General features: G+C 51.8%; 20 protein-coding genes, 1 other RNA gene and 5 pseudogenes. 7 read left to right on the top strand and 19 right to left on the bottom strand.

Annotation, left to right across the window (positions count from 1 at the left end):
• Positions 1-71: 71 nt before the first annotated feature.
• The 3 genes from hemP to ppsR form a co-directional block, all read right to left on the bottom strand.
• A complete protein-coding gene (hemP, locus tag HV302_RS13945; RefSeq protein ID WP_072034386.1) occupies positions 72-302 on the bottom strand; it encodes a hemin uptake protein HemP in 231 nt (76 codons plus the stop codon).
• Between the two features lie 124 nt (positions 303-426).
• Positions 427-1473 carry a 3-deoxy-7-phosphoheptulonate synthase AroH gene (aroH, locus tag HV302_RS13940; protein ID WP_181625991.1) on the bottom strand — a complete coding sequence of 349 codons (1047 nt, stop codon included), beginning with the start codon at positions 1471-1473 and terminating at the stop codon, positions 427-429.
• A 126-nt stretch (positions 1474-1599) separates the two neighbouring features.
• Positions 1600-2433 carry a posphoenolpyruvate synthetase regulatory kinase/phosphorylase PpsR gene (ppsR, locus tag HV302_RS13935; protein ID WP_016152884.1) on the bottom strand — a complete coding sequence of 278 codons (834 nt, stop codon included), beginning with the start codon at positions 2431-2433 and terminating at the stop codon, positions 1600-1602.
• Positions 2434-2761: 328 nt separating this feature from the next.
• Here ppsR and ppsA point away from each other — a divergent pair, with 328 nt between their 5' ends.
• On the top strand, positions 2762-5140 hold the full coding sequence (ppsA, locus tag HV302_RS13930) for a phosphoenolpyruvate synthase (protein WP_181625981.1): 2379 nt from the start codon (positions 2762-2764) through the stop codon (positions 5138-5140).
• A 94-nt stretch (positions 5141-5234) separates the two neighbouring features.
• Here ppsA and fadK read toward each other — a convergent pair whose 3' ends face one another.
• The 5 genes from fadK to HV302_RS13905 all read right to left on the bottom strand — a co-directional run bounded on the left by fadK (position 5235) and on the right by HV302_RS13905 (position 10319).
• Complete coding sequence (gene fadK / locus HV302_RS13925; RefSeq protein WP_047358876.1) at positions 5235-6881, bottom strand: medium-chain fatty-acid--CoA ligase; 1647 nt, start codon at positions 6879-6881, stop codon at positions 5235-5237.
• Positions 6882-6964: 83 nt separating this feature from the next.
• Complete coding sequence (locus tag HV302_RS13920) at positions 6965-7258, bottom strand: ferredoxin (protein ID WP_016152887.1); 294 nt, start codon at positions 7256-7258, stop codon at positions 6965-6967.
• Positions 7255-8544, bottom strand: coding sequence for an FAD-dependent oxidoreductase (locus HV302_RS13915; protein ID WP_181625979.1), 1290 nt, complete (start codon positions 8542-8544; stop codon positions 7255-7257). Before HV302_RS13915 ends, HV302_RS13920 begins: the two co-directional genes overlap by 4 nt.
• Before the next feature lie 53 nt (positions 8545-8597).
• The gene (locus HV302_RS13910) at positions 8598-9533 is read right to left on the bottom strand and encodes an electron transfer flavoprotein subunit alpha (protein ID WP_016152889.1); all 936 of its coding nucleotides are present in this window, start codon (positions 9531-9533) and stop codon (positions 8598-8600) included.
• A gap of 21 nt (positions 9534-9554) precedes the next feature.
• Entirely contained in the window at positions 9555-10319 is a 765-nt protein-coding gene (locus HV302_RS13905; RefSeq protein WP_016156353.1) for an electron transfer flavoprotein, read from the bottom strand.
• Positions 10320-10558: 239 nt separating this feature from the next.
• Here HV302_RS13905 and HV302_RS13900 point away from each other — a divergent pair.
• From HV302_RS13900 to HV302_RS13890, 3 genes and pseudogenes are all read left to right on the top strand, one after another.
• A protein-coding gene (locus HV302_RS13900; RefSeq protein ID WP_223429336.1) for an IS1 family transposase occupies positions 10559-11256 on the top strand; the annotation gives its coding sequence in 2 pieces (ribosomal slippage) (positions 10559-10808 and positions 10808-11256; 699 coding nt in all).
• 8 nt (positions 11257-11264) lie between these two features.
• Positions 11265-11762: pseudogene (locus tag HV302_RS13895) on the top strand (acetate CoA-transferase YdiF); the annotation flags it as partial.
• 13 nt (positions 11763-11775) lie between these two features.
• Positions 11776-12927, top strand: coding sequence for an acyl-CoA dehydrogenase (locus HV302_RS13890; RefSeq protein WP_003836610.1), 1152 nt, complete (start codon positions 11776-11778; stop codon positions 12925-12927).
• 54 nt (positions 12928-12981) lie between these two features.
• On the opposite strand, the gene HV302_RS13885 is transcribed toward HV302_RS13890, so the two are convergent.
• The 8 genes and pseudogenes from HV302_RS13885 to HV302_RS13850 form a co-directional block, all read right to left on the bottom strand.
• Positions 12982-13872 carry an AraC family transcriptional regulator gene (locus tag HV302_RS13885; RefSeq protein ID WP_016156354.1) on the bottom strand — a complete coding sequence of 297 codons (891 nt, stop codon included), beginning with the start codon at positions 13870-13872 and terminating at the stop codon, positions 12982-12984.
• Positions 13873-14216: 344 nt separating this feature from the next.
• A protein-coding gene (locus HV302_RS13880; RefSeq protein ID WP_223429336.1) for an IS1 family transposase occupies positions 14217-14914 on the bottom strand; the annotation gives its coding sequence in 2 pieces (ribosomal slippage) (positions 14217-14665 and positions 14665-14914; 699 coding nt in all).
• Positions 14915-14969: 55 nt separating this feature from the next.
• Positions 14970-16082 (bottom strand): annotated as a pseudogene (locus HV302_RS13875) (CoA-transferase); the annotation flags it as partial.
• Positions 16083-16238: 156 nt separating this feature from the next.
• Positions 16239-16997 (bottom strand): type I 3-dehydroquinate dehydratase, encoded by a 759-nt coding sequence (gene aroD, locus HV302_RS13870; RefSeq protein WP_047500321.1) that lies wholly within the window; start codon positions 16995-16997, stop codon positions 16239-16241.
• Positions 16998-17033: 36 nt separating this feature from the next.
• Positions 17034-17759 (bottom strand): annotated as a pseudogene (ydiB, locus tag HV302_RS13865) (quinate/shikimate dehydrogenase); the annotation flags it as partial.
• A gap of 139 nt (positions 17760-17898) precedes the next feature.
• Entirely contained in the window at positions 17899-18879 is a 981-nt protein-coding gene (locus tag HV302_RS13860; RefSeq protein ID WP_042934497.1) for an IS5-like element IS5 family transposase, read from the bottom strand.
• Positions 18880-18952: 73 nt separating this feature from the next.
• Positions 18953-19099 (bottom strand): annotated as a pseudogene (locus tag HV302_RS13855) (quinate/shikimate dehydrogenase); the annotation flags it as partial.
• Positions 19100-19120: 21 nt separating this feature from the next.
• Positions 19121-20356, bottom strand: a complete 1236-nt coding sequence (locus HV302_RS13850; RefSeq protein ID WP_181625975.1) for an MFS transporter — start codon at positions 20354-20356, stop codon at positions 19121-19123.
• Between the two features lie 175 nt (positions 20357-20531).
• Between HV302_RS13850 and HV302_RS13845 the strand changes: the two genes are divergently transcribed.
• Positions 20532-21229 (top strand): IS1 family transposase gene (locus HV302_RS13845; protein WP_223429336.1). Its coding sequence is split into 2 segments (ribosomal slippage): positions 20532-20781 and positions 20781-21229, totalling 699 coding nucleotides; the frame shifts between segments, so codons are not numbered across the junction.
• 18 nt (positions 21230-21247) lie between these two features.
• On the opposite strand, the pseudogene HV302_RS28605 reads toward HV302_RS13845, so the two are convergent.
• The 3 genes and pseudogenes from HV302_RS28605 to ydiK form a co-directional block, all read right to left on the bottom strand.
• Positions 21248-21310, bottom strand: a pseudogene (locus HV302_RS28605) (Aca2/YdiL-like domain-containing protein); the annotation flags it as partial.
• Between the two features lie 158 nt (positions 21311-21468).
• Positions 21469-21576, bottom strand: an RNA gene (gene rprA, locus HV302_RS13835) — antisense sRNA RprA.
• Between the two features lie 184 nt (positions 21577-21760).
• Positions 21761-22870 carry an AI-2E family transporter YdiK gene (gene ydiK, locus HV302_RS13830; RefSeq protein ID WP_016156362.1) on the bottom strand — a complete coding sequence of 370 codons (1110 nt, stop codon included), beginning with the start codon at positions 22868-22870 and terminating at the stop codon, positions 21761-21763.
• A gap of 213 nt (positions 22871-23083) precedes the next feature.
• Here ydiK and ydiJ point away from each other — a divergent pair, with 213 nt between their 5' ends.
• Together ydiJ and menI are read left to right on the top strand one after the other, a co-directional pair.
• Entirely contained in the window at positions 23084-26140 is a 3057-nt protein-coding gene (gene ydiJ / locus HV302_RS13825; protein WP_141875122.1) for a D-2-hydroxyglutarate dehydrogenase YdiJ, read from the top strand.
• A complete protein-coding gene (gene menI / locus HV302_RS13820) occupies positions 26137-26547 on the top strand; it encodes a 1,4-dihydroxy-2-naphthoyl-CoA hydrolase (protein ID WP_016152900.1) in 411 nt (136 codons plus the stop codon). The genes ydiJ and menI overlap by 4 nt, the downstream gene beginning before the upstream one ends.
• Positions 26548-26567: the final 20 nt, after the last annotated feature.

Raw genomic sequence — 26567 nt, 5'->3', positions numbered from 1 at the left:
AACTCTCCATTAGGAAATCGAAAAGCGCTGGCTGCCTGGGTACTACCTGGGTGGCTGGCGAAAAGTGGTGTTTATTTGGTCAGAATGAGTTTTCCAGCTTGTGTCTGGCGCAGCAGATAGAGCTGACCATCGTGTTCTATGATCACGCGCCCCTCTTTGCCCAGCAGACTTTTACTGTCAATTCGGCGCTCGTTTGGCGCGACGGCAGGCGGTGTTTTTTCTTTTGCGGGCGTTGTTGTGTTATCCATACGTGAATAGTGTTTAAAAATAACAATCAATTTAACAATGATAATCATTATCATCAAACTGCAAAATTGCGGCAAGCCTTTTTGTGAAATAATTGTGACGAGAATAGATTTTGTACAATAAGGAGGGGGAAAACAAAGGATTAGCACCGGGCAACGTGATGTTACCCGGCGAACAGCATTAAAAACGGCTATTAACCGCAGAGGCGAGTTTTTCAACCAGTAGTTCAGTATCTTCCCAGTTCAGGCACGGGTCGGTAATGGACTGGCCGTAAACCAGCGGCTGGCCGCTAACGATTTTTTGCGTACCTTCACGCAGGAAACTCTCCGCCATAATCCCGGCAATCGCCGTCGAACCATTGCGAATTTGCTGGCACACATCATCACAAACGTCCAACTGACGACGATGCTGCTTCTGGCAATTGCCATGGCTAAAATCGACCACCAGATGTTCAGGCAGGGAAAATTCGTGCAGGGTATCGCAGGCGGCGGCAATATCTTCAGCATAATAATTCGGCTTTTTACCGCCGCGCATGATGATATGCCCGTAAGGATTACCGCTGGTCTGATAAATGGTCATCTGGCCGGTTTTATCCGGAGAGAGGAACATGTGGCTGGCACGGGAGGCGCGAATCGCATCGACGGCAATACGCGTATTGCCATCCGTACCGTTTTTAAAGCCGACCGGGCAGGAAAGCGCAGAGGCCATTTCACGGTGGATCTGGCTTTCGGTGGTGCGTGCGCCAATGGCTCCCCAACTGATTAAATCGGCAATAAACTGACCGGTCACCATGTCGAGGAATTCTGTTGCCGTGGGTACGCCCAGTTCATTGACCTGCAACAGCAGTTTACGCGCCAGTTCAATGCCGTGGTTCACGCGGTAGCTGCCGTTTAAATCTGGGTCGGAAATTAAGCCTTTCCAGCCCACTACGGTGCGCGGTTTTTCAAAATAAGTGCGCATCACGATTTCCAGACGCGCCTGATGTTTTTCGCGCAGCGCCTGTAAACGCGTCGCGTATTCCATGGCGGCATCAAGATCGTGAATCGAGCAGGGACCTACGATCACCAGTAAACGAGCGTCTTCACCATTTAATATTTTTTCTATCCGGCGTCGGGAGTCCGTAACATGACGGGCGACGGAGGACGAAACAGGATGCCGTTGCGCAAGCTCTGCTGGAGTGACCAGGTTGTCAATACGCGCAGTACGGAGTTCATCGGTTCTGTTCATTACTTGTCTCAGAAATTTGTTGCTTCAACGGCAGGACTACCGGGAAGTGATGTATATCACAATATCATACTCATCCTGCCTGGTGGCGAGCATAATAACAAAAAATCGAACCAATGCACTAGCACTCTAGTACATGCGGCGATTCAGCCCCATGATGTCGAGGATCTTGGTAGCAATCTCTTCTACCGAATAATTGGTACTGTTCAGCCATGGGATCTGGTTTTTCCGGTACAGCGCTTCCACCTCAGCAACCTCCATCCGGCACTGGCGCATCGAGGCGTAACGGCTGTTTTCCCGGCGCTCTTCGCGGATGGCCGCCAGGCGCTCAGGGTCAATGGTCAGGCCGAACAATTTATGCTGTAACGGCTTCAGGGACGCTGGCAGCACCAGATTATCCATATCATCGGCAATAAAGGGGTAGTTGGCCGCGCGAATGCCAAACTGCATGGCCAGATACAAACTGGTCGGGGTTTTACCGCAACGGGAAACGCCAAGCAGGATCACCTGCGCCTGATCGAGGTTGCGCAACGAAATGCCGTCGTCATGGGCGAGGGTATAATCAATGGCGGCAATGCGCGCGTCGTACTTGTTAAGGTTGCCGGGGTTCAGGCCGTGGGTACGATGGGCGATCGGCGTAGGGTCGAGCTTCATCTCTTGCTGCAGTGGGGCAACCAACGCCTGCACGATATCCTGACAAAATCCTTCGCTTTGCAAAATGATCGAGCGAATTTCCGGCAAAACGATTGAGTAAAACACCAGAGGGCGCACGCCAGTTTGTTGATAGATCGCGTCAATCTGGTCTTTAACCGCTCGCGCACGACTCTCATTTTCCACAAACGGCAGCGTAATGCTGCTGATCGTAACCGGAAATTGCGACATTACCGCGTGGCCCAATACCTCGGCGGTGATGGCCGTACCATCAGAAATATAAAATACGTGACGATCAACAGCATTATCCATTTTGCTCATCCTGGGGCTGACATAATTCTCTGAAAGCATAAATTAAAATTCGCCAGAAGCGAATATTGCTGCATCTATTTTGTAAAATGAAACGGTATTTTTATATTTACTGAAAAGTACATTTCATTTTTCGGAACAAATGTTTATACCGGTAGTTTTTGTGGTGATCCCCTGTGGCTCGCGGGTTTGCGCAAATGCGGAAACAATCTGAAAAAATAAAAAATAAAGTTGCTTGAACGATTCACCGTTTTTTTCGCTGAAGTAAATATGCAAAGATAATTACGCAAAATTGAGTTTCCTAACCTCGTTCATATATAAGGATTGTTCGATGTCCAACAATGGCTCGTCACCGCTGGTGCTTTGGTATAACCAACTCGGCATGAATGATGTAGACAGAGTTGGGGGCAAAAATGCCTCCCTGGGTGAAATGATTACTAACCTTTCCGGTATGGGTGTTTCCGTACCGAATGGTTTTGCAACGACCGCCGATGCGTTTAACCAGTTTCTGGACCAGAGCGGTGTAAACCAGCGCATTTATGAGCTGCTGGATAAAACGGATATTGACGATGTCACCGAGCTTGCGAAAGCCGGCGCACAGATCCGCCAGTGGATTATCGACACTCCTTTCCAGCCGGAGCTGGAAAATGCCGTCCGCGATGCCTACGCGCAGCTGTCAGCAGACGATGCCCATGCCTCTTTTGCCGTGCGCTCTTCCGCCACCGCAGAAGATATGCCAGATGCGTCATTTGCCGGTCAGCAGGAAACCTTCCTCAACGTCCAGGGATTTGATGCCGTACTGGTTGCTATCAAACACGTCTTTGCCTCGCTGTTTAACGACCGTGCAATCTCTTATCGCGTTCACCAGGGTTATGACCATCGTGGCGTGGCGCTCTCTGCTGGCGTTCAGCGGATGGTGCGCTCAGACCTCGCGTCTTCCGGCGTAATGTTCTCCATCGATACCGAATCCGGTTTCGATCAGGTGGTGTTCATCACTTCCGCATGGGGCCTGGGCGAGATGGTCGTGCAGGGTGCCGTTAACCCGGATGAATTCTACGTGCACAAACCGACTCTGGCGGCAAACCGTCCGGCGATCGTCCGTCGCACAATGGGTTCGAAAAAAATCCGCATGGCCTACGCGCCAACCCAGGAACATGGCAAGCAGGTGACGATTGAAGATGTACCGCAGGAGCAGCGCGACATTTTCTCCCTGACCAACGAAGAAGTGCAGGAGCTGGCGAAGCAGGCGGTACAGATCGAGAAGCACTACGGTCGTCCGATGGACATCGAATGGGCGAAAGACGGTCATACCGGCAAGCTGTTCATTGTGCAGGCGCGTCCGGAAACCGTGCGCTCGCGCGGCCAGGTCATGGAGCGTTATACGCTGCATGCTCAGGGTAAAATTATTGCTGAAGGTCGTGCTATCGGTCACCGCATTGGCGCGGGTCCGGTCAAAGTCATTCAGGACATCAGCGAAATGAACCGTATCGAACCTGGCGACGTCCTGGTTACCGACATGACCGACCCGGACTGGGAACCGATCATGAAGAAAGCGGCGGCGATTGTCACCAACCGTGGCGGTCGTACCTGTCACGCGGCGATCATTGCCCGTGAACTGGGGATCCCGGCCGTGGTTGGCTGTGGTGACGCCACCGAGCGTATGAAGGACGGTGAGAAAGTCACTGTCTCCTGCGCCGAGGGTGATACCGGTTATGTTTACGCTGAGATGCTCGACTTCAGCGTGAAGAGTTCCAGCGTGGAAACCATGCCGGATCTGCCGTTGAAGGTGATGATGAACGTGGGTAACCCGGACCGGGCTTTCGACTTCGCCTGTCTGCCAAACGAAGGTGTCGGCCTGGCGCGTCTGGAATTTATCATCAACCGCATGATTGGCGTACACCCGCGTGCGTTGCTGGAGTTCGATGACCAGACGCCTGAGCTGCAAAACGAAATCCGCGGCATGATGAAAGGTTTTGATTCCCCGCGTGAATTCTACGTTGGTCGTCTGACGGAAGGGATCGCTACGCTGGGCGCGGCGTTCTATCCAAAACGCGTTATCGTGCGTATGTCAGACTTTAAGTCCAACGAATATGCCAACCTCGTCGGCGGTGAGCGTTATGAGCCGCATGAAGAGAACCCGATGCTGGGCTTCCGCGGGGCGGGCCGTTACATTGCTGATAGCTTCCGCGACTGTTTCGCGCTGGAATGTGACGCAGTGAAACGTGTCCGTAACGATATGGGCCTGACTAACGTAGAAGTGATGGTCCCGTTTGTCCGTACCGTTGCCCAGGCGAAAGCGGTAGTGGAAGAGCTGGCGCGTCAGGGGCTGAAACGCGGTGAGAACGGACTGAAGATCATCATGATGTGTGAGATCCCGTCCAACGCCTTGCTGGCCGAGCAGTTCCTTGAGTACTTTGACGGTTTCTCCATCGGTTCAAACGACATGACGCAGCTGGCGCTGGGACTGGACCGTGACTCTGGTGTGGTATCTGAACTGTTTGACGAGCGTAATGATGCGGTGAAAGCGCTGCTGTCGATGGCGATTCGTGCAGCCAAGAAACAGGGCAAATACGTGGGTATTTGCGGTCAGGGTCCATCCGATCACGAAGACTTCGCTGCCTGGCTGATGGAAGAGGGGATCGACAGTCTGTCGCTGAACCCGGACACCGTCGTGCAGACCTGGCTGAGCCTGGCTGAACTGAAGAAGTAACATCATGCCGGATGGTAGTGTAAATGCCTTATCCGGCCTACGGTTAGTATGCAACGTAGGCCGGATTAGAGGTTTAGCATCGCTATCCGGTACTTTACCCTTCAACGCTTTCCACACTCTCCACGCTTAAACGCTGAATGATATCCTGACGCAACTGGTATTTTTGTACCTTGCCGGACGCCGTGCGCGGTAACGTTTCGACAATGACGATGTGTTCCGGATATTTATACTTTGCCACCCGTTTGCGACTAAAAAAGGCCACCACTGATTCCAGCGACAGCGAATGATGCGGCGGTTTCAGTACCACATAAGCGCACGACCGTTCACCTAGCCGATCGTCTGGCATCGCGACAACGCAGGCATCATGAATGCGCGGATGCTGCAATAAAATATCCTCCACTTCGCGGCTGCTGATGTTTTCCCCGCCGCGCACAATAATATCTTTTTTACGCCCGGTAATTTTGATGTATCCCGCTTCGTCCATGCGGCATAAGTCGCCACTGTAATACCAGCCATCTTTGTCCAGCGCGCAGGCGGTCAGTTCAGGTTCATCGAGGTAGCCCATAAAAACATTGGGGCCACGCGACGCCTCTTCACCTTCGCACCCTGCAGGCAACGTATTGCGCGCTTCATCGACGACTTTAATTTCCACGCCTGCGGCGGCATATCCATCGGTATTCATTATGCGTGAAAGTGAATCGTCGAGATTGACCAGCGCATGCGGCGAGCTCTCCGTCGAACCATAGATGCTTAACAATTTAATGCCGCGCTGTTGGCAGTCACGGGCAATTTTTTGCGGAATGGTGGTGCCACCGCATAAGAAAAAACGTAGTGATGTGAGATCACTGGGCCGTTTTTCCAGACTACACAACATGTCGTAGACGAAGGGGGTTGCACCGAGCACGCAGGTACAGCGTTGTTGCTCGAGCAGTTCAAGACAGGCGGTTGGGGTGAATATATCCAACAATACGCTGCGTGCGCCGATTAAAAACGGCGCGGTAACGCCATGCAAAAAACCGGTAGCGTGTCCCAGTGGGGCGGGCATCAAAAACACATCCTGCCAGGTGAGATTGAGACGGGCACTGTAGGCGCGTTCGCTGGCAAGGATATTGTTGTGGGTTAACATTACGCCTTTCGGCATTCCCTCGGTCCCGGAGGTAAACAGCACGGCAGCCAGTTCATCGGCGTGAACGTTAATAACCTGGGTTAATGGCGGAGCCTGAAGCAGTTGGCTGAATGCCAGCGAGGCGGTGGCCGGTGCCAGTTTATCTACGGCGACAATCTGTTGCAGATGCGGCAACTGGTTTTGCAAGGGGAGGATCAGATCAACCGGTCGGGTCTGTTTAAACAACGTCGGTGCGAAAAAAATCTTCGCTTTGCATTTGTTCAGTACCCACACCAGTTCCGCTTCGCGCCAGGCAGGCAGCAGTGGTACGGAAACGGCTCCGGTTTTCAGGCAGGCCAGATAGATAATGGTGAACTCGCACCAGCCAGGCAACTGAAAGGCAATGCGATCGCCGGGTTGGATCCCGCAGGCTACAAACCAGGTTGCCAGACTGCTGGCAGCATCGTCGAGTGCAGCGTAGGTATATGAAGCGCCATGATTATCAACCACAGCGATTTTATCCGGCATGGCTCTGGCGGTTTGGTGCCAGTAATCGCCAAGCGAAGCATCTCCCCATAAACCCAGTTGTCGCCAGGCCTGGCGACGTTCGGCGTTAAACGTAAGTGTGATACTCATGAAGTTATTCCCAGGATTATTTCGGCATACATCTGACCGGATGGCCAGGCGGGGCCAATCCGGCGTACAACATGCAAAATCCGTTAGCCGTAGCGGAAATCAACGCCAAATGTTCCGAGCGGGTATTCCCATTGTGTGAGGATCGTGTCACCGCACAGCACCCGGCAGGTGCCGCACTCCAGGCAGCCTGCGGAATCAAAATGAATATTTCCACTCTCATCCTGTTTATACAGTCCGGCGGGGCAGGCTTTCAGCAACTTGCGAAATTCATTAAGGTCGGGATGTTCAGCCAGAATGATGTGCGGGTGGCCTTCATCAACATTAAATTTATTGACGCCCAGTTTGACGTCGACGTTAACGTTAGTGTCCTGATTCATAGTGCGGTGGCCCCCTTGATGCCGTCTTTCAGTAAGTTCATCAGCCCAATCTGCCTAGCATGGGACATGATCATCTTGCGAACGGGCTGATTTGGGCTTCCGTCAACGGTAAACATATCGTTCATGATATCGGCCACCATGCGGGGATACTGGGTGAACAGGCGCGGGTTTTCCATCAGCGCCGGGATCTTGCGAAAATGCTGCAAATCACGCATCACACAGCCCTGTTCGAGGGCGCGTTTGTAATCCATCAGGCTACTGGCCGAGTAATCCTGGCGCTCTTTTGCTGCAATGGCTGTTTGGGCGGCGGCTTCTGCGGAAGCTATCGCCAAATCCATGCCGCGCACGGTATAACCCAGATTCAGACAGAAACCAGCGGCATCGCCGACGATCATTACCCCGTCATCAACCAGTTTCGGAACCATTGCCAGACCGCCTTCCGGTACCATATGTGCGGAATATTCCAGCAGTTCACCGCCGGCAATCAGCGGACGAATAGTCGGGTGTCGCTTAAAGTCTTCCAGCATTTGCGGAATGCTTTTCGTGGCATGGGCAATATCCCCCAGACCACACACCAGGCCCAGAGAGATGGAATCCTGGTTGGTATACAGAAATCCGCCTCCCATGAGCCCATCAGACGGTGAGCCTGCGAACAGCCAGGCTGCACCCTCGTTGCCTGACAGATTGAACCGATCCGCAATCACCGCTGACGGTAAGCCGATCAGCTCTTTTACGCCAACGGCATAGTGCTGCGCAGAAGAGGGGGGAACCATCCCCAGCGACCGTCCCAGCATAGAATTAACGCCATCGGCAAGGATGACAATATTGGCTTCGAGGATATCGTCCCCGGCTTGCACTCCGGTGACCTTATTGCCTTTGCGAATTAGCGCGTCGACGCGCACGCCGGGGATGAACTGCACGCCAGCCTGTTCCGCTTTTTCCATTAGCCATGGGTCAAGCCGGTTGCGCAAAACGGTATAAGAGTCCTGCGCTGGCGCGTTGTCTTTTTCACGATAGAAGTCGAGGGTAACGGCGCTCTCTTCGGTCAGGAAGGAGATTTTTTCGCGGGTGACTTTACGTTCGAGAGGCGCTTCCTGCGCGAATCCGGGCATGATGCGCTCAAGGCTATGCGCGTAGAGTCTCCCGCCGGTCATATTTTTACTGCCCGCACTGTTGCCGCGCTCGATGACCAGTACGTCCAGTCCGGCCCGGGCCATAACGTAGCCTGCCATTGTACCCGCTACACCAGCACCGACCACAATGGCATCAAATTTTTCATCTGACATGCTTTATGCTCCTTTCCCGCCGCGAGGGCAGCGGGAGATGTGCGTTAACGGGATTAGCGGCTGAGATGGTCGATAAGGGCCGGAACCACTTTGTAGATGTCGCCCACCAGACCGTAATCGGCGTAATTGAAAATAGGGGCTTTTTTATCTTTGTTGATGGCGACAATGACTTTCGCGCCGTTACCGCCGACCATATGCTGAATTTGTCCTGAGATGCCCAGCGTGAGATACAGGTCTGATTTCAATAACACGCCAGAAACGCCAATGTAGCGTTCGCGTTCCATCCAGTTTTCGCCTTCGGCAATCGGTCGTGAACAACCCACTTCAGCACCCAGCACAGATGCCAGTTGGCGCACCATTTCCAGATCGTTTTGCGCCACCAGGCCGCGACCCACACCCACCACGCGCTTGGCTTTGCTGAGATCTACGCTGCTCACGGATTTGGCGCGACGCTCCAGGCACATCACTTCATGGTGCGGTGCGATGTACGTTGCTGAGACAACCGGGCAGTTGTGTGAGGCGTTTTCCGCGACCGGTTCAAGCTGGCCTGGGGCAAGCGTGATAATCGCCAGCGTACTTTTGATTTTTTCTTTGCCAAATGCCAGACCACCATACATGCGGTGTTCGGCGAACAAAATGCCTGCATCCAGCGTTACCGATGTGGCGTCGTTCACCATCGCTGCGTTGAGCTGAATGCTTAAGCGTGCGCCAAGGGATTTGGCTCGTTTAGTCGCGGACATCAGCAGCAGCCCGGCGTGTTCCTGCATCAGGGCGGCGATGGTCTCAGCGTAATTTTCAACACGCTGTAAACCGGAGGTTGCGTCGAGCACGACTATCTTATCGGCGCCCAGGGCTTGCAACTGATTGGCCTGGTCGCTGCCTTGTACGATAAGGTGTACCTGCTCACCCCACAGGCGAGCGCCGGCCATTAATTCTGCATAGCGTTCTACGTTATCGCTGAACACCCAAACGTTGGCTAATTTACTCATGATGATTTCTCTCCGTTGGGCTTAGTTCAGGGCTTTTTTCAGGTGTTCAGCCAGTTCGGCAATGGCTTCTGCTGAGTCATTTTCCAGAATGATGTGCTGACGTTCTGTTTGCGGCGGCACGGTAAGGCTCACCAGTTCCGCTAACGGTGATGCAGGTATCCAACCAATATCGCTGGCTTGCCACGGGGTGACCGGTTTTTTACCCGCGCCCAGAATCGCCTTCATCGAGGGAATACGCGGTGTGTTGATATCCGACGTCACGCACAGTACGGCGGGGAGCGGCAGATCAATTACTTCGACTTCATCTTCAAGCGTGCGCTCAACCACAAGGCGATCGCCGTTACGTTGGATGCTGCTGACGGCATTAATCACCGGGAGCTGTAATAGTTCGCCAACCAGTAAGCCGACCTGCTGCGCGTAGATATCCCCCGATCCTTCACCGAACAGCATCAGGTCGAAATCCATATTGTTGGCCGCACAGGCCAGCGCCTGAGCGGTATCCCGGGGTAATGAATGCTCCAGTTGTGCATCCTGCACCATATACAAACTGTCCGGCCCGCGGGACAGCACGTCTTTACGCACTTTGGAGTTTTGTAGTAGCGACCCGCCCACCGTTAAGGCGATGATTTCATCACCCTCCGCGCTAAGCTGCGCTGCGGCCTCTATCGCATTTAAGTCAAACTGGCTGATTTTGGCATCGGCCCGGTCAAAGTTAAGCGAGCGCTGTGGGGTAACAACAATGTCCTGTTCTTCAGGCACCAACTTAAAGCAGGTTATTATTTTCATGGCATCTCCAGTGATTCTCGTGTGGATGATGACGTGGTGCGTCATTATCGACAGTAGGGAAAATTGACTGAAAATAGTGTGCGACAGAGGGAGGGCTGTTTTCGACGGGGAAATCTGTTTTCATTGCCAACAATCTTGCAAAAAAAACGTCCCGGGAATGCCTGGTTTATCAGCAATAATCAGAGGTGATGCTGCCAACTTACTGATTTAGTGTATGATGGTGTTTTTGAGGTGCTCCAGTGGCTTCTGTTTCTATCAGCTGTCCCTCCTGTTCAGCTACTGACGGGGTGGTGCGTAACGGCAAAAGCACTGCCGGACATCAGCGCTATCTCTGCTCTCACTGCCGTAAAACATGGCAACTGCAGTTCACTTACACCGCTTCTCAACCCGGTACGCACCAGAAAATCATTGATATGGCCATGAATGGCGTTGGATGCCGGGCAACCGCCCGCATTATGGGCGTTGGCCTCAACACGATTTTACGTCACTTAAAAAACTCAGGCCGCAGTCGGTAACCTCGCGCATACAGCCGGGCAGTGACGTCATCGTCTGCGCGGAAATGGACGAACAGTGGGGCTACGTCGGTGCTAAATCACGTCAGCGCTGGCTGTTTTACGCGTATGACAGGATACGGAGGACGGTTGTGGCGCACGTCTTCGGTGAACGCACTCTGGCCACACTGGAGCGTCTTCTGAGCCTGCTGTCGGCCTTTGAGGTCGTGGTATGGATGACGGATGGCTGGCCGCTGTATGAATCCCGCCTGAAGGGAAAGCTGCACGTAATCAGCAAGCGTTACACTCAGCGCATTGAGCGACATAACCTGAATCTGAGACAACATCTGGCAAGGCTGGGACGGAAGTCACTGTCGTTCTCAAAATCGGTGGAGCTGCATGACAAGGTCATCGGGCATTATCTGAACATAAAACACTATCAGTAAGTTGGAGTCATTACCGTGGGCTGGATGTATGCTATTTAAGCTTCGCCGAAGTGGATCGCCACGGCAACGTCGGCGTACATAAATTCAATGGCAAAATTATGGGGACCGGCGGTTTTATCGATATCAGCGCCACCTCGAAGAAAATAATATTTTGCGGCACCTTAACTGCCGGAAGCCTGAAAACGGAAGTTGCCAATGGCAAATTAAATATCGTGCAGGAAGGCCGGGTGAAAAAATTCGTCAACGAATTACCTGAAGTCACTTTCAGCGGAAAAATTGCACTCGAGCGCGGACTGGATGTGCGTTACATCACCGAGCGTGCTGTATTTACGTTAAAAGAAGATGGCCTTCATTTAGTCGAAATTGCGCCAGGAGTCTCTTTGCAGGAAGACATTCTGGACAAAATGGATTTCCCTCCGGTTATTTCTCCGGAACTGAAACTGATGGACGAAAGATTATTTATCGATGCTTCGATGGGTTTTATATTGCCCGATGCCGCCAATTAAAAGGAGTACCCTGATGGATTTTTCATTAACTGAAGAACAAGAGCTGCTGCTTGCCAGCATTCGCGAACTGATTACCAGCAATTTCCCGGAGGAATATTTCCGTACCTGCGATCAGACGGCTACCTATCCGAAAGAGTTTATGCGCGCCCTTGCGGACAACGGTATTTCAATGCTGGGCGTTCCGGAAGAGTTCGGTGGTATCCCGGCAGATTACGTCACGCAGATGCTGGCACTGATGGAAGTTTCCAAATGCGGCGCACCCGCTTTTTTAATCACGAACGGTCAGTGCATTCACAGTATGCGTCGTTTTGGCTCCGCCGAACAGTTACGTAAAACGGCAGAAAGCACCATGGAAACGGGCGATCCGGCTTATGCGCTGGCATTAACCGAACCGGGAGCAGGTTCAGACAATAACAGCGCCACCACCAGTTACACCCGCAAAAACGGCAAGGTATATCTCAACGGACAAAAAACCTTTATCACCGGCGCTAAAGAGTATCCTTATATGCTGGTACTGGCTCGCGATCCGGAGCCGAAAGATCCGAAGAAAGCCTTTACGCTGTGGTGGGTGGATTCGAAGAAACCCGGCATTAAGGTTAATCCGCTGCATAAAATCGGCTGGCACATGCTCAGCACCTGCGAAGTTTATCTTGATGATGTTGAAGTAGACGAAAGCGATATGGTCGGCGAAGAAGGCATGGGCTTCCTCAACGTCATGTACAACTTTGAGATGGAACGGTTGATCAACGCCGCGCGTAGTACCGGTTTCGCCGAGTGCGCCTTCGAAGATGCCGCTCGTTATGCTAACCAGCGTATCGCATTTGGTAAACCGATTGGCCATAACCAGATGATCCAGGAAAAACTGGCGCTGATGGCGATTAAAATTGAAAACATGCGCAATATGGTGTTGAAAGTGGCCTGGCAGGCCGATCAGGAACAGTCGCTGCGGACCAGCGCGGCGTTGGCAAAACTGTATTGCGCCCGCACGGCAATGGAAGTGATTGATGACGCCATTCAGATCATGGGCGGGCTGGGTTACACCGATGAAGCGCGCGTTTCCCGATTCTGGCGCGATGTTCGCTGCGAGCGCATTGGCGGCGGCACCGACGAAATTATGATTTACGTCGCCGGACGCCAAATCCTGAAAGATTACCAGAATAAGTAAGCGGTAATTCGTGCCGGATAGCGCACAAGCGTTTTCCGGCACGATCCAGGATAATCAGACCTCTGGGATCAAGCATTCCTGCTCAACCAGATTATTTTTAAACTGCTTGCGATAATCACTGGGGGTACAACCCACATGCCGCTGAAAGAGTTTGGCAAAGTGATCGACATTTTCATACCCTACCCGCCAGGAGATTTCCGCTAACGAAGCTTCCGTATTCGTCAGGGCAAATTTCGCCTCGGTCATTCGTCGCTGAATCACATAATTGATCGGCGAAATTCGATACTCCTTAGTAAATTCATGGCAGATATAACTCACGCTGGCCCGGAATTTTTTGGATAACTGATCGAGAGTAATTTTTTCGCGGAAGTTATTATTTAAATAAACCAGCACATCTTTAATTAAGACATCTTTTTTAATATAACCTTGCTCAGAACGATAGGCATTTTTAAAGTTTTCGTAAAATAAAACGGTTAGAGCATAAGCAAAAGCGTCGTAGGCTGAAGATGTCAGGTTATTTTTGCTCTGGGGGAGCATAACTCCCAACTCATTAAAGATACTCTTAATAACCTCCTTCCCCTGAGTAACGCTAATCACCGGACACGAGTGCATCTGCAATAGCTGATTATCCTGCCAGCCGTTGAAACGAAAACCGTAGAGCGCGCAGGTATAAGTCGTTGCAGGCGCGCTACTATCCGAAGCAACCGCATGGAGTCGCCCTTGCTCTATCACCACGATATCCCCGGCATGCGCGACATACAGCGACGAATCGATAATTAATCTTGCGACCCCTTTTTTGACATAAATAAGCTCTGTTTCATTATCGTGAACGTGATGACCCGACTCCCAGTTAGGGTCATCACTGATGACGAATCGCGAGAATCTCGGGGTTTTCCCCTGTTCAAAAAGGGTCTCCACGGCATTATCAAAGCAGCGTTGATACATGACAACCTCCACCTAAAGGCAGCAATTTTGGGATTATTAATATCAGAAAATAAAAACGATAATGACGTTATACAACGTTATTCCTTCCCGGCGAAACAAAATTATTTGCCCCGTCTGCAAGATGACACCTTTTGCTTTGGTACATTGCTGCAATTGATTATTTGCGTTTTATAATAATCAAAAAGAATAAATGTTATTAAGTCTGCATTAATAATTTACATATAAGAAACAAATTCAGCGCAGAGGCGATTAAAAACATGACGCATTTCGCAATTATTTTCACTGTCTTTGTGTTCCCGTTTTTTCCTCTGGTACGCACCGTCTGATTAGGTAATGACTCCAACTTACTGATAGTGTTTTATGTTCAGATAATGCCCGATGACCTTGTCATGCAGCTCCACCGATTTTGAGAACGACAGTGACTTCCGTCCCAGCCTTGCCAGATGTTGTCTCAGATTCAGGTTATGTCGCTCAATGCGCTGAGTGTAACGCTTGCTGATTACGTGCAGCTTTCCCTTCAGGCGGGATTCATACAGCGGCCAGCCATCCGTCATCCATACCACGACCTCAAAGGCCGACAGCAGGCTCAGAAGACGCTCCAGTGTGGCCAGAGTGCGTTCACCGAAGACGTGCGCCACAACCGTCCTCCGTATCCTGTCATACGCGTAAAACAGCCAGCGCTGACGTGATTTAGCACCGACGTAGCCCCACTGTTCGTCCATTTCCGCGCAGACGATGACGTCACTGCCCGGCTGTATGCGCGAGGTTACCGACTGCGGCCTGAGTTTTTTAAGTGACGTAAAATCGTGTTGAGGCCAACGCCCATAATGCGGGCGGTTGCCCGGCATCCAACGCCATTCATGGCCATATCAATGATTTTCTGGTGCGTACCGGGTTGAGAAGCGGTGTAAGTGAACTGCAGTTGCCATGTTTTACGGCAGTGAGAGCAGAGATAGCGCTGATGTCCGGCAGTGCTTTTGCCGTTACGCACCACCCCGTCAGTAGCTGAACAGGAGGGACAGCTGATAGAAACAGAAGCCACTGGAGCACCTCAAAAACACCATCATACACTAAATCAGTAAGTTGGCAGCATCACCCAGCCCACCGCCGTGGTAGAAGTCAAACTGGGAGGTCATATCCAGAATCGCGCGGGTGTTGACGTTGGCGCCAAAAGCGATGCCCTGGGAGGTAATTCCGCCAATCGGGCCGGTCTCGACCGTCAGAATAAAGTCGTCAGCGCAGCCTTCTTCGCGTGCAACGAGACCAATACCATCGGCGATACCCACGCCAACGTTGCCGACCGCGCCTTTACGCATTTCGAACAGGGCGCGTCGGGCCACCAGTTTACGCTGATTGAGCGGCAGGGCAGTTTGCTGGCTGTCATCAAGGACAAAATCGCCCGAGATAAAGCGGTTAACCGGCGCACCGCCGTACAATTGAGTTTGATCGGGATCGATGACCACAATATCGACCAGATAGCCCGGAATACGCACAGCTTTTGGGTGCAGTGTGGCTTTCTTCACCATTTTTTGCACCTGCATCATGACGATGCCGCCGTTGTTGTGAACGGCCTGAGCGATCACCAGCGCGTCGAGATACATAACTTCATCTTCAAACGTGGCGTAACCTTCGCTGTCGCAGGTGGTGGCGCGAATAAAGGCGATGTTTGGCGCAATGGCTTTGTAGTAGAGGTACTCTTTGTTATCAATTTCCACCAGCTTGATCAGATCTTCGGTGGTCACTTCATTCAGCTTTCCGCCCTGTTGGCGGGGATCGACAAATGTTCCGATACCGATCTCACTCAGAATACCCGGCTGGTGGGCTGCCGAGGCACGCAGGGTCTGGGTTAATACGCCCTGAGGATAGTTATAGGCGGCAATTTTATTCTGCTCAGCGAGGTCGGAAATTCGTGGTGATTGTCCCCAGTGGCCGCATAATGCCCATTTGACTAAACCTTCTTGTGCTAACGGGCTAATTCCACGGTCAGCACGGTCACCTAATCCCGTTGGGCTAATCAATGATAAGTTTCGGGGTGAGTGTGCGTTTTTATATTTTTCAGCCAGCGCATTAATTAATGTTGTTGCTTCGAGAATACCGCCACCTGCGCCTAATACGCAGAGCGTTGCCTCATCAGGAATATAATTAATGGCATCCGCTGCGGATAATACGGGGACCCGACCATCAATGCGTTTTGGTCTTGATAATTTCATATGAACTCCAGATTATATGCGTGCGACTACCTGTCGCTATATTCGACAATAATAATGTGAGTTGTTTAATAATGTCCGGCCATCTGCCCGATATTCGTGATTAAGCGAATATCTGGGGCAGGGCATTACTGATATTAATATGGATAAACGGTACTATTACGCCTGATGCAATATGGTCAAAACGGTACGTAGATCGGTGACCGAAATTTGCCCAGGGGCAGAGGCTTTTTTCACCGCACCAAAGGTTGCCGCTGAACCGAAAACCTCACCGGACAGACGTGAAATCACCCCTGTTTTGGCCATCGACATAGTAATGATCGGGCGATCGGCATAGCGTTCCTGCATTTCCAGCGTGGCGCCAAGCAGGGTCAATACATCCGTCTTGTTTTGCGGCATCAGGGCGATTTTCGGGATATCAGCGCCAAGCTCCTGCATTTTACGCAGGCGCAGGACAATCTCTTGTGCCGCTGGCGTCTTATGGAAATCATGATTCGACATAATGACGGCGACATTTTTTGCATGTGCATATTCGACGGTGGCTTTAATCAGTTCGTCACCGGTGAAAAGCTCCAGGTCGATCATATCGACCAGACCGCTATCTACCGCCGCACGGTTTAACGCAATATAGTTTTCGACAGCCAGCGCCTGTTCACCACCTTCTTTGGCACTACGGAAGGTGAACAGCAGCGGTTTGTCAGCCATCACATCGCGGATGGCGCGTGCAGCTTCCAGTACGGCATCAACGGAGGACACCTCGGTGAAATGGTCAACGCGCCATTCCAGAATGTCGAAATCCGCCTCGCGATAGGCCAGCGCTTCGCTTTTTACCGTTGCGATGTCTTTACCCATCAGTGAGACAATGATCTTCGGCGCACCCTCGCCAATGACGAGGTTTTTTACGGTTACGGTTTTCATCGATTACCCTTTAAATATTTTACAAATGCTTGCCCATCAGGCTGCAAAACCCATAACCTGTTTCACATACTCAAGAGGGAAATCTTTCCCGGTCCAGAGTTTAAACTGTTCAGCCCCTTGCCATAACAACATGCCGTAACCATCAATCGTTTTGCAACCGGCAAGTTGTGCCTGTTGCAATAATTTGGTCATATGCGGGTTGTAGACGCATTCAGTCACCAGCAGATCCGGGCGTAGCAGGGAAACGTCGGTCACCAGAGATTCGTTCTCCAGCGGCTTCATTCCCACTTTCGTACCGTTGGTCAGAATATCCGCGCTGGCCAGTGCGTCCGCAAAAGCCTCTCGATCGTCGAGATCGATAACGGTGACCACGCAATCGGTATTTTCATTAACACGTTTGGCGAATTCCTGTGCTTTGGCAAAGAACTCATCTTGACGGTTAAAGAGTTTGATTTCTTTGATGCCTTCAATCGCCGCCTGGGCACCAATGGCCGTTGACGCGCCGCCTGCGCCCAACAGTACCATGGTTTTACCCCTGATATCGAAACCGCTTTCCTTGATGGCGCGAATATGCCCCGTGCCATCAGTATTGTAGCCGCGCAGGTAACCATCATCATTGACGATAGTATTAATCGCGCCGACCAGTTTGGCTGCAGGCGTTAATTCATCAACATATTCACATGCCAGTTGCTTGTTGGGCATTGAGACTCCGGTACCGCGCATTTTTAAGGCCTTCAGCCCGGCAATCGCATTAGGGAAGGTGCGAATAAGCGGGGAAATTCTTCTCGGCTGACTCAGTCATTTCATTTCTTCATGTTTGAGCCGATTTTTTCTCCCGTAAATGCCTTGAATCAGCCTATTTAGACCGTTTCTTCGCCATTTAAGGCGTTATCCCCAGTTTTTAGTGAGATCTCTCCCACTGACGTATCATTTGGTCCGCCCGAAACAGGTTGGCCAGCGTGAATAACATCGCCAGTTGGTTATCGTTTTTCAGCAACCCCTTGTATCTGGCTTTCACGAAGCCGAACTGTCGCTTGATGATGCGAAATGGGTGCTCCACCTTGGCCCGGATGCTGGCTTTCATGTATTCGATGTTGATGGCCGTTTTGTTCTTGCGTGGATGCTGTTTCAAGGTTCTTACCTTGCCGGGGCGCTCGGCGATCAGCCAGTCCACATCCACCTCGGCCAGCTCCTCGCGCTGTGGCGCCCCTTGGTAGCCGGCATCGGCTGAGACAAATTGCTCCTCTCCATGCAGCAGATTACCCAGCTGATTGAGGTCATGCTCGTTGGCCGCGGTGGTGACTAGGCTGTGGGTCAGGCCACTCTTGGCATCGACACCAATGTGGGCCTTCATGCCAAAGTGCCACTGATTGCCTTTCTTGGTCTGATGCATCTCCGGATCGCGTTGCTGCTCTTTGTTCTTGGTCGAGCTGGGTGCCTCAATGATGGTGGCATCGACCAAGGTGCCTTGAGTCATCATGACGCCTGCTTCGGCCAGCCAGCGATTGATGGTCTTGAACAATTGGCGGGCCAGTTGATGCTGCTCCAGCAGGTGGCGGAAATTCATGATGGTGGTGCGGTCAGGCAAGGCGCTATCCAGGGATAACCGGGCAAACCGACGCATGGAGGCGATTTCGTACAGAGCATCTTCCATCGCGCCATCGCTCAGGTTGTACCAATGCTGCATGCAGTGAATGCGTAGCATGGTTTCCAGCGGATAAGGTCGCCGGCCATTACCAGCCTTGGGGTAAAACGGCTCGATGACTTCCACCATGTTTTGCCATGGCAGAATCTGCTCCATACGGGACAAGAAAATCTCTTTTCTGGTCTGACGGCGCTTACTGCTGAATTCACTGTCGGCGAAGGTAAGTTGATGACTCATGATGAACCCTGTTCCATGGCTCCAGATGACAAACATGATCTCATATCAGGGACTTGTTCGCACCTTCCTTAGCAAACGTGGAGTTATCGACTTCAAATGCCATGTAGGTAAAAGGTAATCCCGCTTTTTCTAATGCCTTATTTTGCATTTCAGGCGACAAGCTGTGTCTGATAGGGTAGGCCATCAGGCCAATCAGTTCATATTTTGCAGTTACGTCCATTTGATACTCCTTCTAAGCAATTTATTGAAAATAACGTTCGCCCAACCGCACATCATTTTTGGGAATATCAAATACGCGGTAGTAACGAATAAAGACGATGATGGCGGTGATGAAGGCCAGCAAAGCAAATGCGAGGTCCAGCAAAATGATGTACTGCAGGCCAATGTTTGAAAGGTATCCGGTGATTAATGGGATAATAAAGTTGGCTACGCCCCCCATCATCATATAAATACTGGTGACCTTGGCTTTGCTCCTGGGGAAAAACTCTGACATCACCGAAACGCCGAGCTGTAAAATACCGCCTGCGGCAGAAAACCCGATAAGAAATGAACCGGCGTTACACACCAATGGGGATGGATATAAATAGATAATCGCTGCGGTGAGGGTTGCCAGCCCGGCGTTAAACACATTCGCCCAAATGGGTCGAACCATTTTCTTGAGCAGTACAGCAAAAATAAACACGCAGACCAGCGATCCCATACTGTAGTAAGAGATGGTTTTCAGCGCGTCGGCTTCTGCCATGCCGGCAAATGCCATCGCGTATTTCGGCATCCAGACTACGATGACGTAAAAGGTCGAAAATGCGGCCACCCCAAACATAACGGAGGCTACGCCTTCCAGCCAGACCAGCGGTTTACTGTTCATCTGTGGTAGCTCTTTTGCAATGCCCGCATCCACCATCTGGCTGGGGAAGCGGCTTTTGAGCAGCATCAACGTTATGACGACGAACAGTATCCCCGGGATAATGACCGCATAGCCGTACCAGATATGGTTGAGCAGCATGGTGCTGACGACGATGGGGTAGATCATCTGCCCGAATGAGACCATCGCTTTAACCAGGATAACCGCTGACCCAGATGCCTTAGGGAAGCATTCCATCAATGCCGGATAGCCACCTGTATCCAGGGCCGAGTTAGCGACGCCGACACAAACAGCGAGAATAAAGGCAATCATCAGATTCGGGCTGGCGGGAATGCCGAAGAAAAACAGCATGTACAGAATTGCCCCTAACAGAATGATAGCCCGTCTACCAAATTTATCTGAGAGCACGCCAAAGAATAAAATACTCACCAGGCGACCAAGACCAATGCCGGAAATTAAATAGGCTATCCCAGCATTGTCAGTGGAGAATTTTTCTGCGAGAGAGCTCATATTTTGCGCCAGTGTAATGACGCTAATGCCGTGTAAAAAATAACTTAAATAAATACAGATTATCGCCAAAAGGAATGGCGTATTAAAGGTCTTATTTTGAGACATGTTCACAACTCCTTGCGGATTTTAAAATTGTTCTGTGCTCGTCGATTTTGTTTAAATTGCGGCGACCTTGTGATTAATATACCGAGGCGCTGATATTGTGCCTACATAGCATGGCGTTTAGGTGATGCTGCCAACTTACTGATTTAGTGTATGATGGTGTTTTTGAGGTGCTCCAGTGGCTTCTGTTTCTATCAGCTGTCCCTCCTGTTCAGCTACTGACGGGGTGGTGCGTAACGGCAAAAGCACTGCCGGACATCAGCGCTATCTCTGCTCTCACTGCCGTAAAACATGGCAACTGCAGTTCACTTACACCGCTTCTCAACCCGGTACGCACCAGAAAATCATTGATATGGCCATGAATGGCGTTGGATGCCGGGCAACCGCCCGCATTATGGGCGTTGGCCTCAACACGATTTTACGTCACTTAAAAAACTCAGGCCGCAGTCGGTAACCTCGCGCATACAGCCGGGCAGTGACGTCATCGTCTGCGCGGAAATGGACGAACAGTGGGGCTACGTCGGTGCTAAATCACGTCAGCGCTGGCTGTTTTACGCGTATGACAGGATACGGAGGACGGTTGTGGCGCACGTCTTCGGTGAACGCACTCTGGCCACACTGGAGCGTCTTCTGAGCCTGCTGTCGGCCTTTGAGGTCGTGGTATGGATGACGGATGGCTGGCCGCTGTATGAATCCCGCCTGAAGGGAAAGCTGCACGTAATCAGCAAGCGTTACACTCAGCGCATTGAGCGACATAACCTGAATCTGAGACAACATCTGGCAAGGCTGGGACGGAAGTCACTGTCGTTCTCAAAATCGGTGGAGCTGCATGACAAGGTCATCGGGCATTATCTGAACATAAAACACTATCAGTAAGTTGGAGTCATTACCCATAGCGCTTTCTTCTACCGTCATAGCAAAAATATGGCGGATAGCCTGGAGTTCTAATGCGTTCATTATTTGATCACCTCATAAAAGACGGTGGAATAGTAATAACATTGCTGTGGATATTTCGGCTTGAAGAGAGTCACAGTATCTTGTGCAATATTATTTGTTTATCAACGGGGAAGAGGGGTTCTGTGTTGCGGTAAGGCTGGTGGCGAGGCGCGCGAAGGACAAAAAAAAGCCCATCGTGGGAGATGGGCAAAGACTACACACAGCAATTCGTTGTTTCACTCAGGGGATTTCCATGCTTATAAATCAATGTGTTGATCTAAAGCCATGGGCTAATAGTAGGCATACTGATTTTTTACGTCGATCAGATTCATCTCAATAGTTTAAAAACTGTAAATAATTTGCGAAGCAAATGAGTATTTAAAGAAGAATAACGTTGGGTCTTATTCAGTAAGTGGGCGGAATTGATTAGCAATGTTAAACAATCAGGCGGCGGTGCCGCCTGACGTGGGATTACTTATTGCGTTCGATTTCAGCAATTTCTTCGAGGATTTCGTCGGGATCGCTACCTGGCGCAGGGGCTTCGTTTACCCAGGCGGAGAACAGACGCCAGGACACGGCCAGTACCACCGGGCCGATAAACAGACCAATCATGCCGAAGGCAATCAGTCCGCCGATGACCCCTGAGAGAATCAGGATCAGCGGCAAATCGGCCCCCATGCGAATCAGCATCGGGCGAATAACGTTATCCAGCGTTCCGACCACGCCGCTCCACACCAGCAGCACCGTGCCCCAGGTTGAATCGCCCGTCCAGTACAGCCAGATAATGGCCGGGACCAGCACCGGCAATGGCCCCAGTTGCACCAGACAAGACAGGATCATCAATACCGCCAGCAACGTGGCGTACGGCACGCCGGTTACCGCCAGACCAATACCACCGAGCACTGCCTGCACCAGCGCGGTGACCACAACCCCTAATGCGACGGCGCGAATGGCTTGTGCTGCCAGCAGAATGGCGGCATCGCCACGTTTGGATGCCAGGCGACAAGCGAAGTGGCGAATACCTAACGCCACCTGTTCACCGCGCCAGTACAGCAGGGCGCTGAACAGCAGCATCAGACCACAGTGCATCATAAAGCGGCCAAGATGTGCAGCCTGGCCAACAAACCAGGTCGTCGTCGTGCCGATATAAGGACGAACCTTGGCCATGATGGCCGCGCCGCCCATATCCAGCAGACTGTGCCACGCGGCATACAATTTTGCGCCGACCAACGGAATACTGTTCAGCCACGCCAGATCCGGCAGGGTCATATCGCCTGCGGTTACGGCATGGATCAATGGCCCGCTGCCATCAACAATGCTATTGACCAGTAGCGCGATAGGAATGATGAACAACAGCACCAGCAGCAGGGTCATCACCAGCACGGCCAGCGAGCGACGGCCCCAGAGCAATTTTTGTAAGCGTAGCAGGATCGGCCAGGTCGCAATGACCACCGTCCCCGCCCATGCAAAACCGAGGATAAAGGGCTGAACAATCCAAAGACAGGCCACAATCATGACGGCTAAAAACAGCGCCGATAGCAGCACTTGTGCAATATCCTTGGGCTGGCGGAAATTTACCATAAATACTTTTCACCTTTGTCTTTGCGCCAGAACGTTGACGCGACGTGAACACTTAAATGACACCCTGTAATGATGAGCAATTTCAGCGGTTTTTAACAGGCGGATTCTGCCTGTAAATCTGCTGAGCGTATTAGAAAAAAATGTGATACAACAAACAAAGCAACACGCAAACGATTAAATTCACAACACAGACCGCAGGAAAGGGTCACTATAATGATTCCACAAATTTCTCAGGCGCCAGGTGTCGTTCAACTGGTGCTCAATTTTTTGCAGGCACTGGAGCAGCAAGGATTTACGGGCGATACGGCAACGAGCTATGCCGATCGTCTGACAATGTCGACGGATAACAGTATTTATCAGCTGCTTCCTGATGCTGTCGTATTCCCTCGTTCAACCGCAGATGTGGCGCTCATTGCTCGTCTGGCGGCGGAACCTCTTTTCTCTTCGTTGATTTTTACCCCACGCGGTGGCGGCACCGGGACCAACGGTCAGGCGCTGAATCAGGGCATTATTGTTGATATGTCCCGCTATATGAGCCGCATCATTGAAATCAATGTGCAGGAAGGTTGGGTGCGGGTTGAAGCCGGGGTGATAAAAGACCAGCTCAACCAGTTTCTGAAGCCTTACGGCTATTTCTTTGCCCCCGAGTTATCCACCAGTAACCGGGCAACGCTGGGGGGGATGATCAATACCGACGCATCCGGACAAGGCTCGTTGGTTTACGGTAAAACCTCCGATCACGTGCTGGGTATCCGCGCGGTGCTGATGGGCGGCGATATTCTTGATACCCAGCCAATGCCGGTCGAACTTGCCCAAACGCTGGGTAATAGCAACACCACTATTGGCCGCATCTACAAGACGGTTTATGAGCGTTGCCGCGACAACCGACAACTGATCATTGATAAATTCCCGAAACTTAATCGCTTCCTGACCGGTTACGATCTGCGGCACGTCTTTAACGATGAGATGACCGAATTTGATTTAACCCGCATTCTTACTGGCTCTGAAGGTACGCTGGCGTTTATCACCGAAGCCCGTCTGGATATCACGCCACTACCCAAAGTCAGACAACTGGTTAACGTTAAGTACGACTCTTTCGACTCGGCATTGCGAAATGCCCCGGTGATGGTGGAAGCGCGCGCGCTGTCGGTAGAAACCGTCGACTCCAAAGTGCTTAACCTGGCACGGGAAGATATTGTCTGGCACTCGGTAAGTGAATTGATTACCGATGTGGCGGATAAAGAGATGCTGGGTCTGAATATTGTGGAGTTTGCCGGTGACGATGAAGCATTGATTGATTCGCAGGTCAGCGCACTGTGCGAACGGCTGGATGGCTTAATCGCGCGTCAGGAAGCGGGCGTTATAGGCTGGCAGCTATGTACCGAGCTGGCAGGCGTCGAGCGCATTTACGCGATGCGTAAAAAAGCCGTCGGTCTGCTGGGGAATGCGAAAGGGGCCGCGAAGCCGATTCCGTTTGCTGAAGATACCTGCGTTCCGCCGGAACATCTGGCTGACTATATTGCCGAGTTCCGTGCGCTGCTCGATAGCCACGGCCTGAGTTACGGCATGTTTGGTCACGTAGATGCAGGCGTGCTGCACGTCAGACCGGCGCTGGATATGTGCGACCCGCAGCAGGAAGTGCTGATGAAACGCATTTCTGACGATGTTGTCGCGCTGACGGCAAAATATGGCGGTCTGCTGTGGGGCGAGCACGGGAAAGGTTTTCGTGCAGAATATAGCCCGGCGTTCTTCGGTGAGGAATTGTATCGCGAACTGCGTAAAGTGAAATCGGTGTTTGATCCGCAAAACCGGCTCAATCCTGGCAAAATCTGTCCACCGGAAGATGTTGATGCGCCGATGATGAAAGTGGACGCGGTGAAGCGCGGAACGTATGACCGTCAGATCCCGCTGGCCGTACGCCAGGAGTGGCGTGGGGCGATGGAGTGTAACGGCAACGGGTTATGCTTTAACTTTGATGCGAAAAGCCCGATGTGTCCGTCGATGAAAATCAGCCTCAACCGCATCCATTCACCGAAAGGGCGAGCTACGCTGGTGCGTGAATGGCTGCGTCTGTTGGCAGATCGCGGGATTGACCCGCTACAGCTGGAAAAAGAGCTACCGGAAAAACGTGCCAGTTTACGTACGCTGATTGCCCGTACCCGCAACAGCTGGCATGCGCGCAAAGGCGAATACGATTTCTCGCACGAAGTGAAAGAGGCAATGTCGGGTTGTCTGGCGTGTAAAGCCTGCTCCACACAGTGTCCGATTAAAATCGATGTGCCGGAGTTCCGCTCACGTTTCCTGCAGTTGTATCACACGCGTTATCTGCGGCCGTTGCGCGATCACATGGTGGCGACCGTTGAGAGCTATGCGCCGTTAATGGCGCGGGCGCCCAACACGTTTAACTTCTTCATCAACCAGCCGCTGGTGCGTAATCTGGCTAAAAAGCACATCGGCATGGTCGATTTACCGCTGCTGTCTGCGCCGTCGCTTCAACGTCAGCTGGTTGGTCATCGTTCCGCCAATATGACGCTGGAACAGCTCGAATTACTCAGCCTTGAGCAAAAAGCCCGTACGGTGCTGGTGGTGCAGGATCCGTTCACCAGCTATTACGATGCACAGGTGGTGGCTGATTTTATACGTCTGGTTGAAAAGCTGGGTTTGCAGCCTGTACTGCTGCCGTTCTCGCCAAACGGCAAGGCCCAGCATATTAAGGGCTTTTTAAACCGTTTTGCTAAAACCGCAAAGAAAACATCTGAGTTTCTCAATCGGGTGGCGAAGCTGAATATTCCGATGGTGGGTGTCGATCCGGCGCTGGTGCTTTGCTATCGCGATGAATACAAACTGGCGCTCGGGGAACAGCGGGGCGATTTCCATGTGTTACTCGCCAACGAATGGTTATCGACAGTTGTGGAGTCACAGCAGCCAGTCGCTGTGGGCGGTGAACCGTGGTACTTCTTTGGACACTGTACCGAAGTGACGGCCCTGCCGGGCGCGCCTGCTCAGTGGGCGGCTATTTTTGCCCGCTTTGGTGCAAAGCTGGAGAACATCAGCGTAGGGTGCTGTGGCATGGCGGGCACCTATGGCCACGAAGTGAAGAATCATCAGAACTCACTGGGGATCTATGAGCTATCATGGCACCAGGCAATGCAACGATTGCCGCGTAACCGTTGTCTGGCTACCGGATACTCCTGTCGCAGTCAGGTTAAACGCGTTGAAGGTACGGGCGTTCGCCATCCATTACAGGCACTGCTGGAGATTATAGGATGATCTGGAAACGTGAAGTCACACTCGAAGCGCTCAACGCCATGGGTGAAGGAAATATGGTTGGGCTGCTTGATATTCGTTTTGTGCACATTGGCGATGACACGCTGGAAGCCACAATGCCGGTTGACCACCGTACTAAACAACCATTTGGTTTACTGCACGGCGGCGCGTCCGTGGTGCTGGCTGAGAGCATTGGTTCGGTGGCTGGCTATCTGTGTACTCAGGGTGAGCAGAAAGTGGTGGGCCTGGAGGTCAACGCCAACCATATTCGCTCGGCACGGGAAGGGCGCGTCAGAGGGGTATGTCGCGCGGTGCATACCGGCTCCCGTCATCAGGTATGGCAAATCGAAATCTTCGATGAGCAGGGACGATTGTGCTGCACGTCGCGTCTGACGACAGCAATTTTGTGATGCATATTGCTTTTGGTCAT

This window comes from Citrobacter sp. RHBSTW-00859 (assembly GCF_013729795.1).
Taxonomy (GTDB): Bacteria; Pseudomonadota; Gammaproteobacteria; order Enterobacterales; family Enterobacteriaceae; genus Citrobacter; species Citrobacter braakii.
This window is presented reverse-complemented; position numbering and strand designations above follow the sequence as displayed.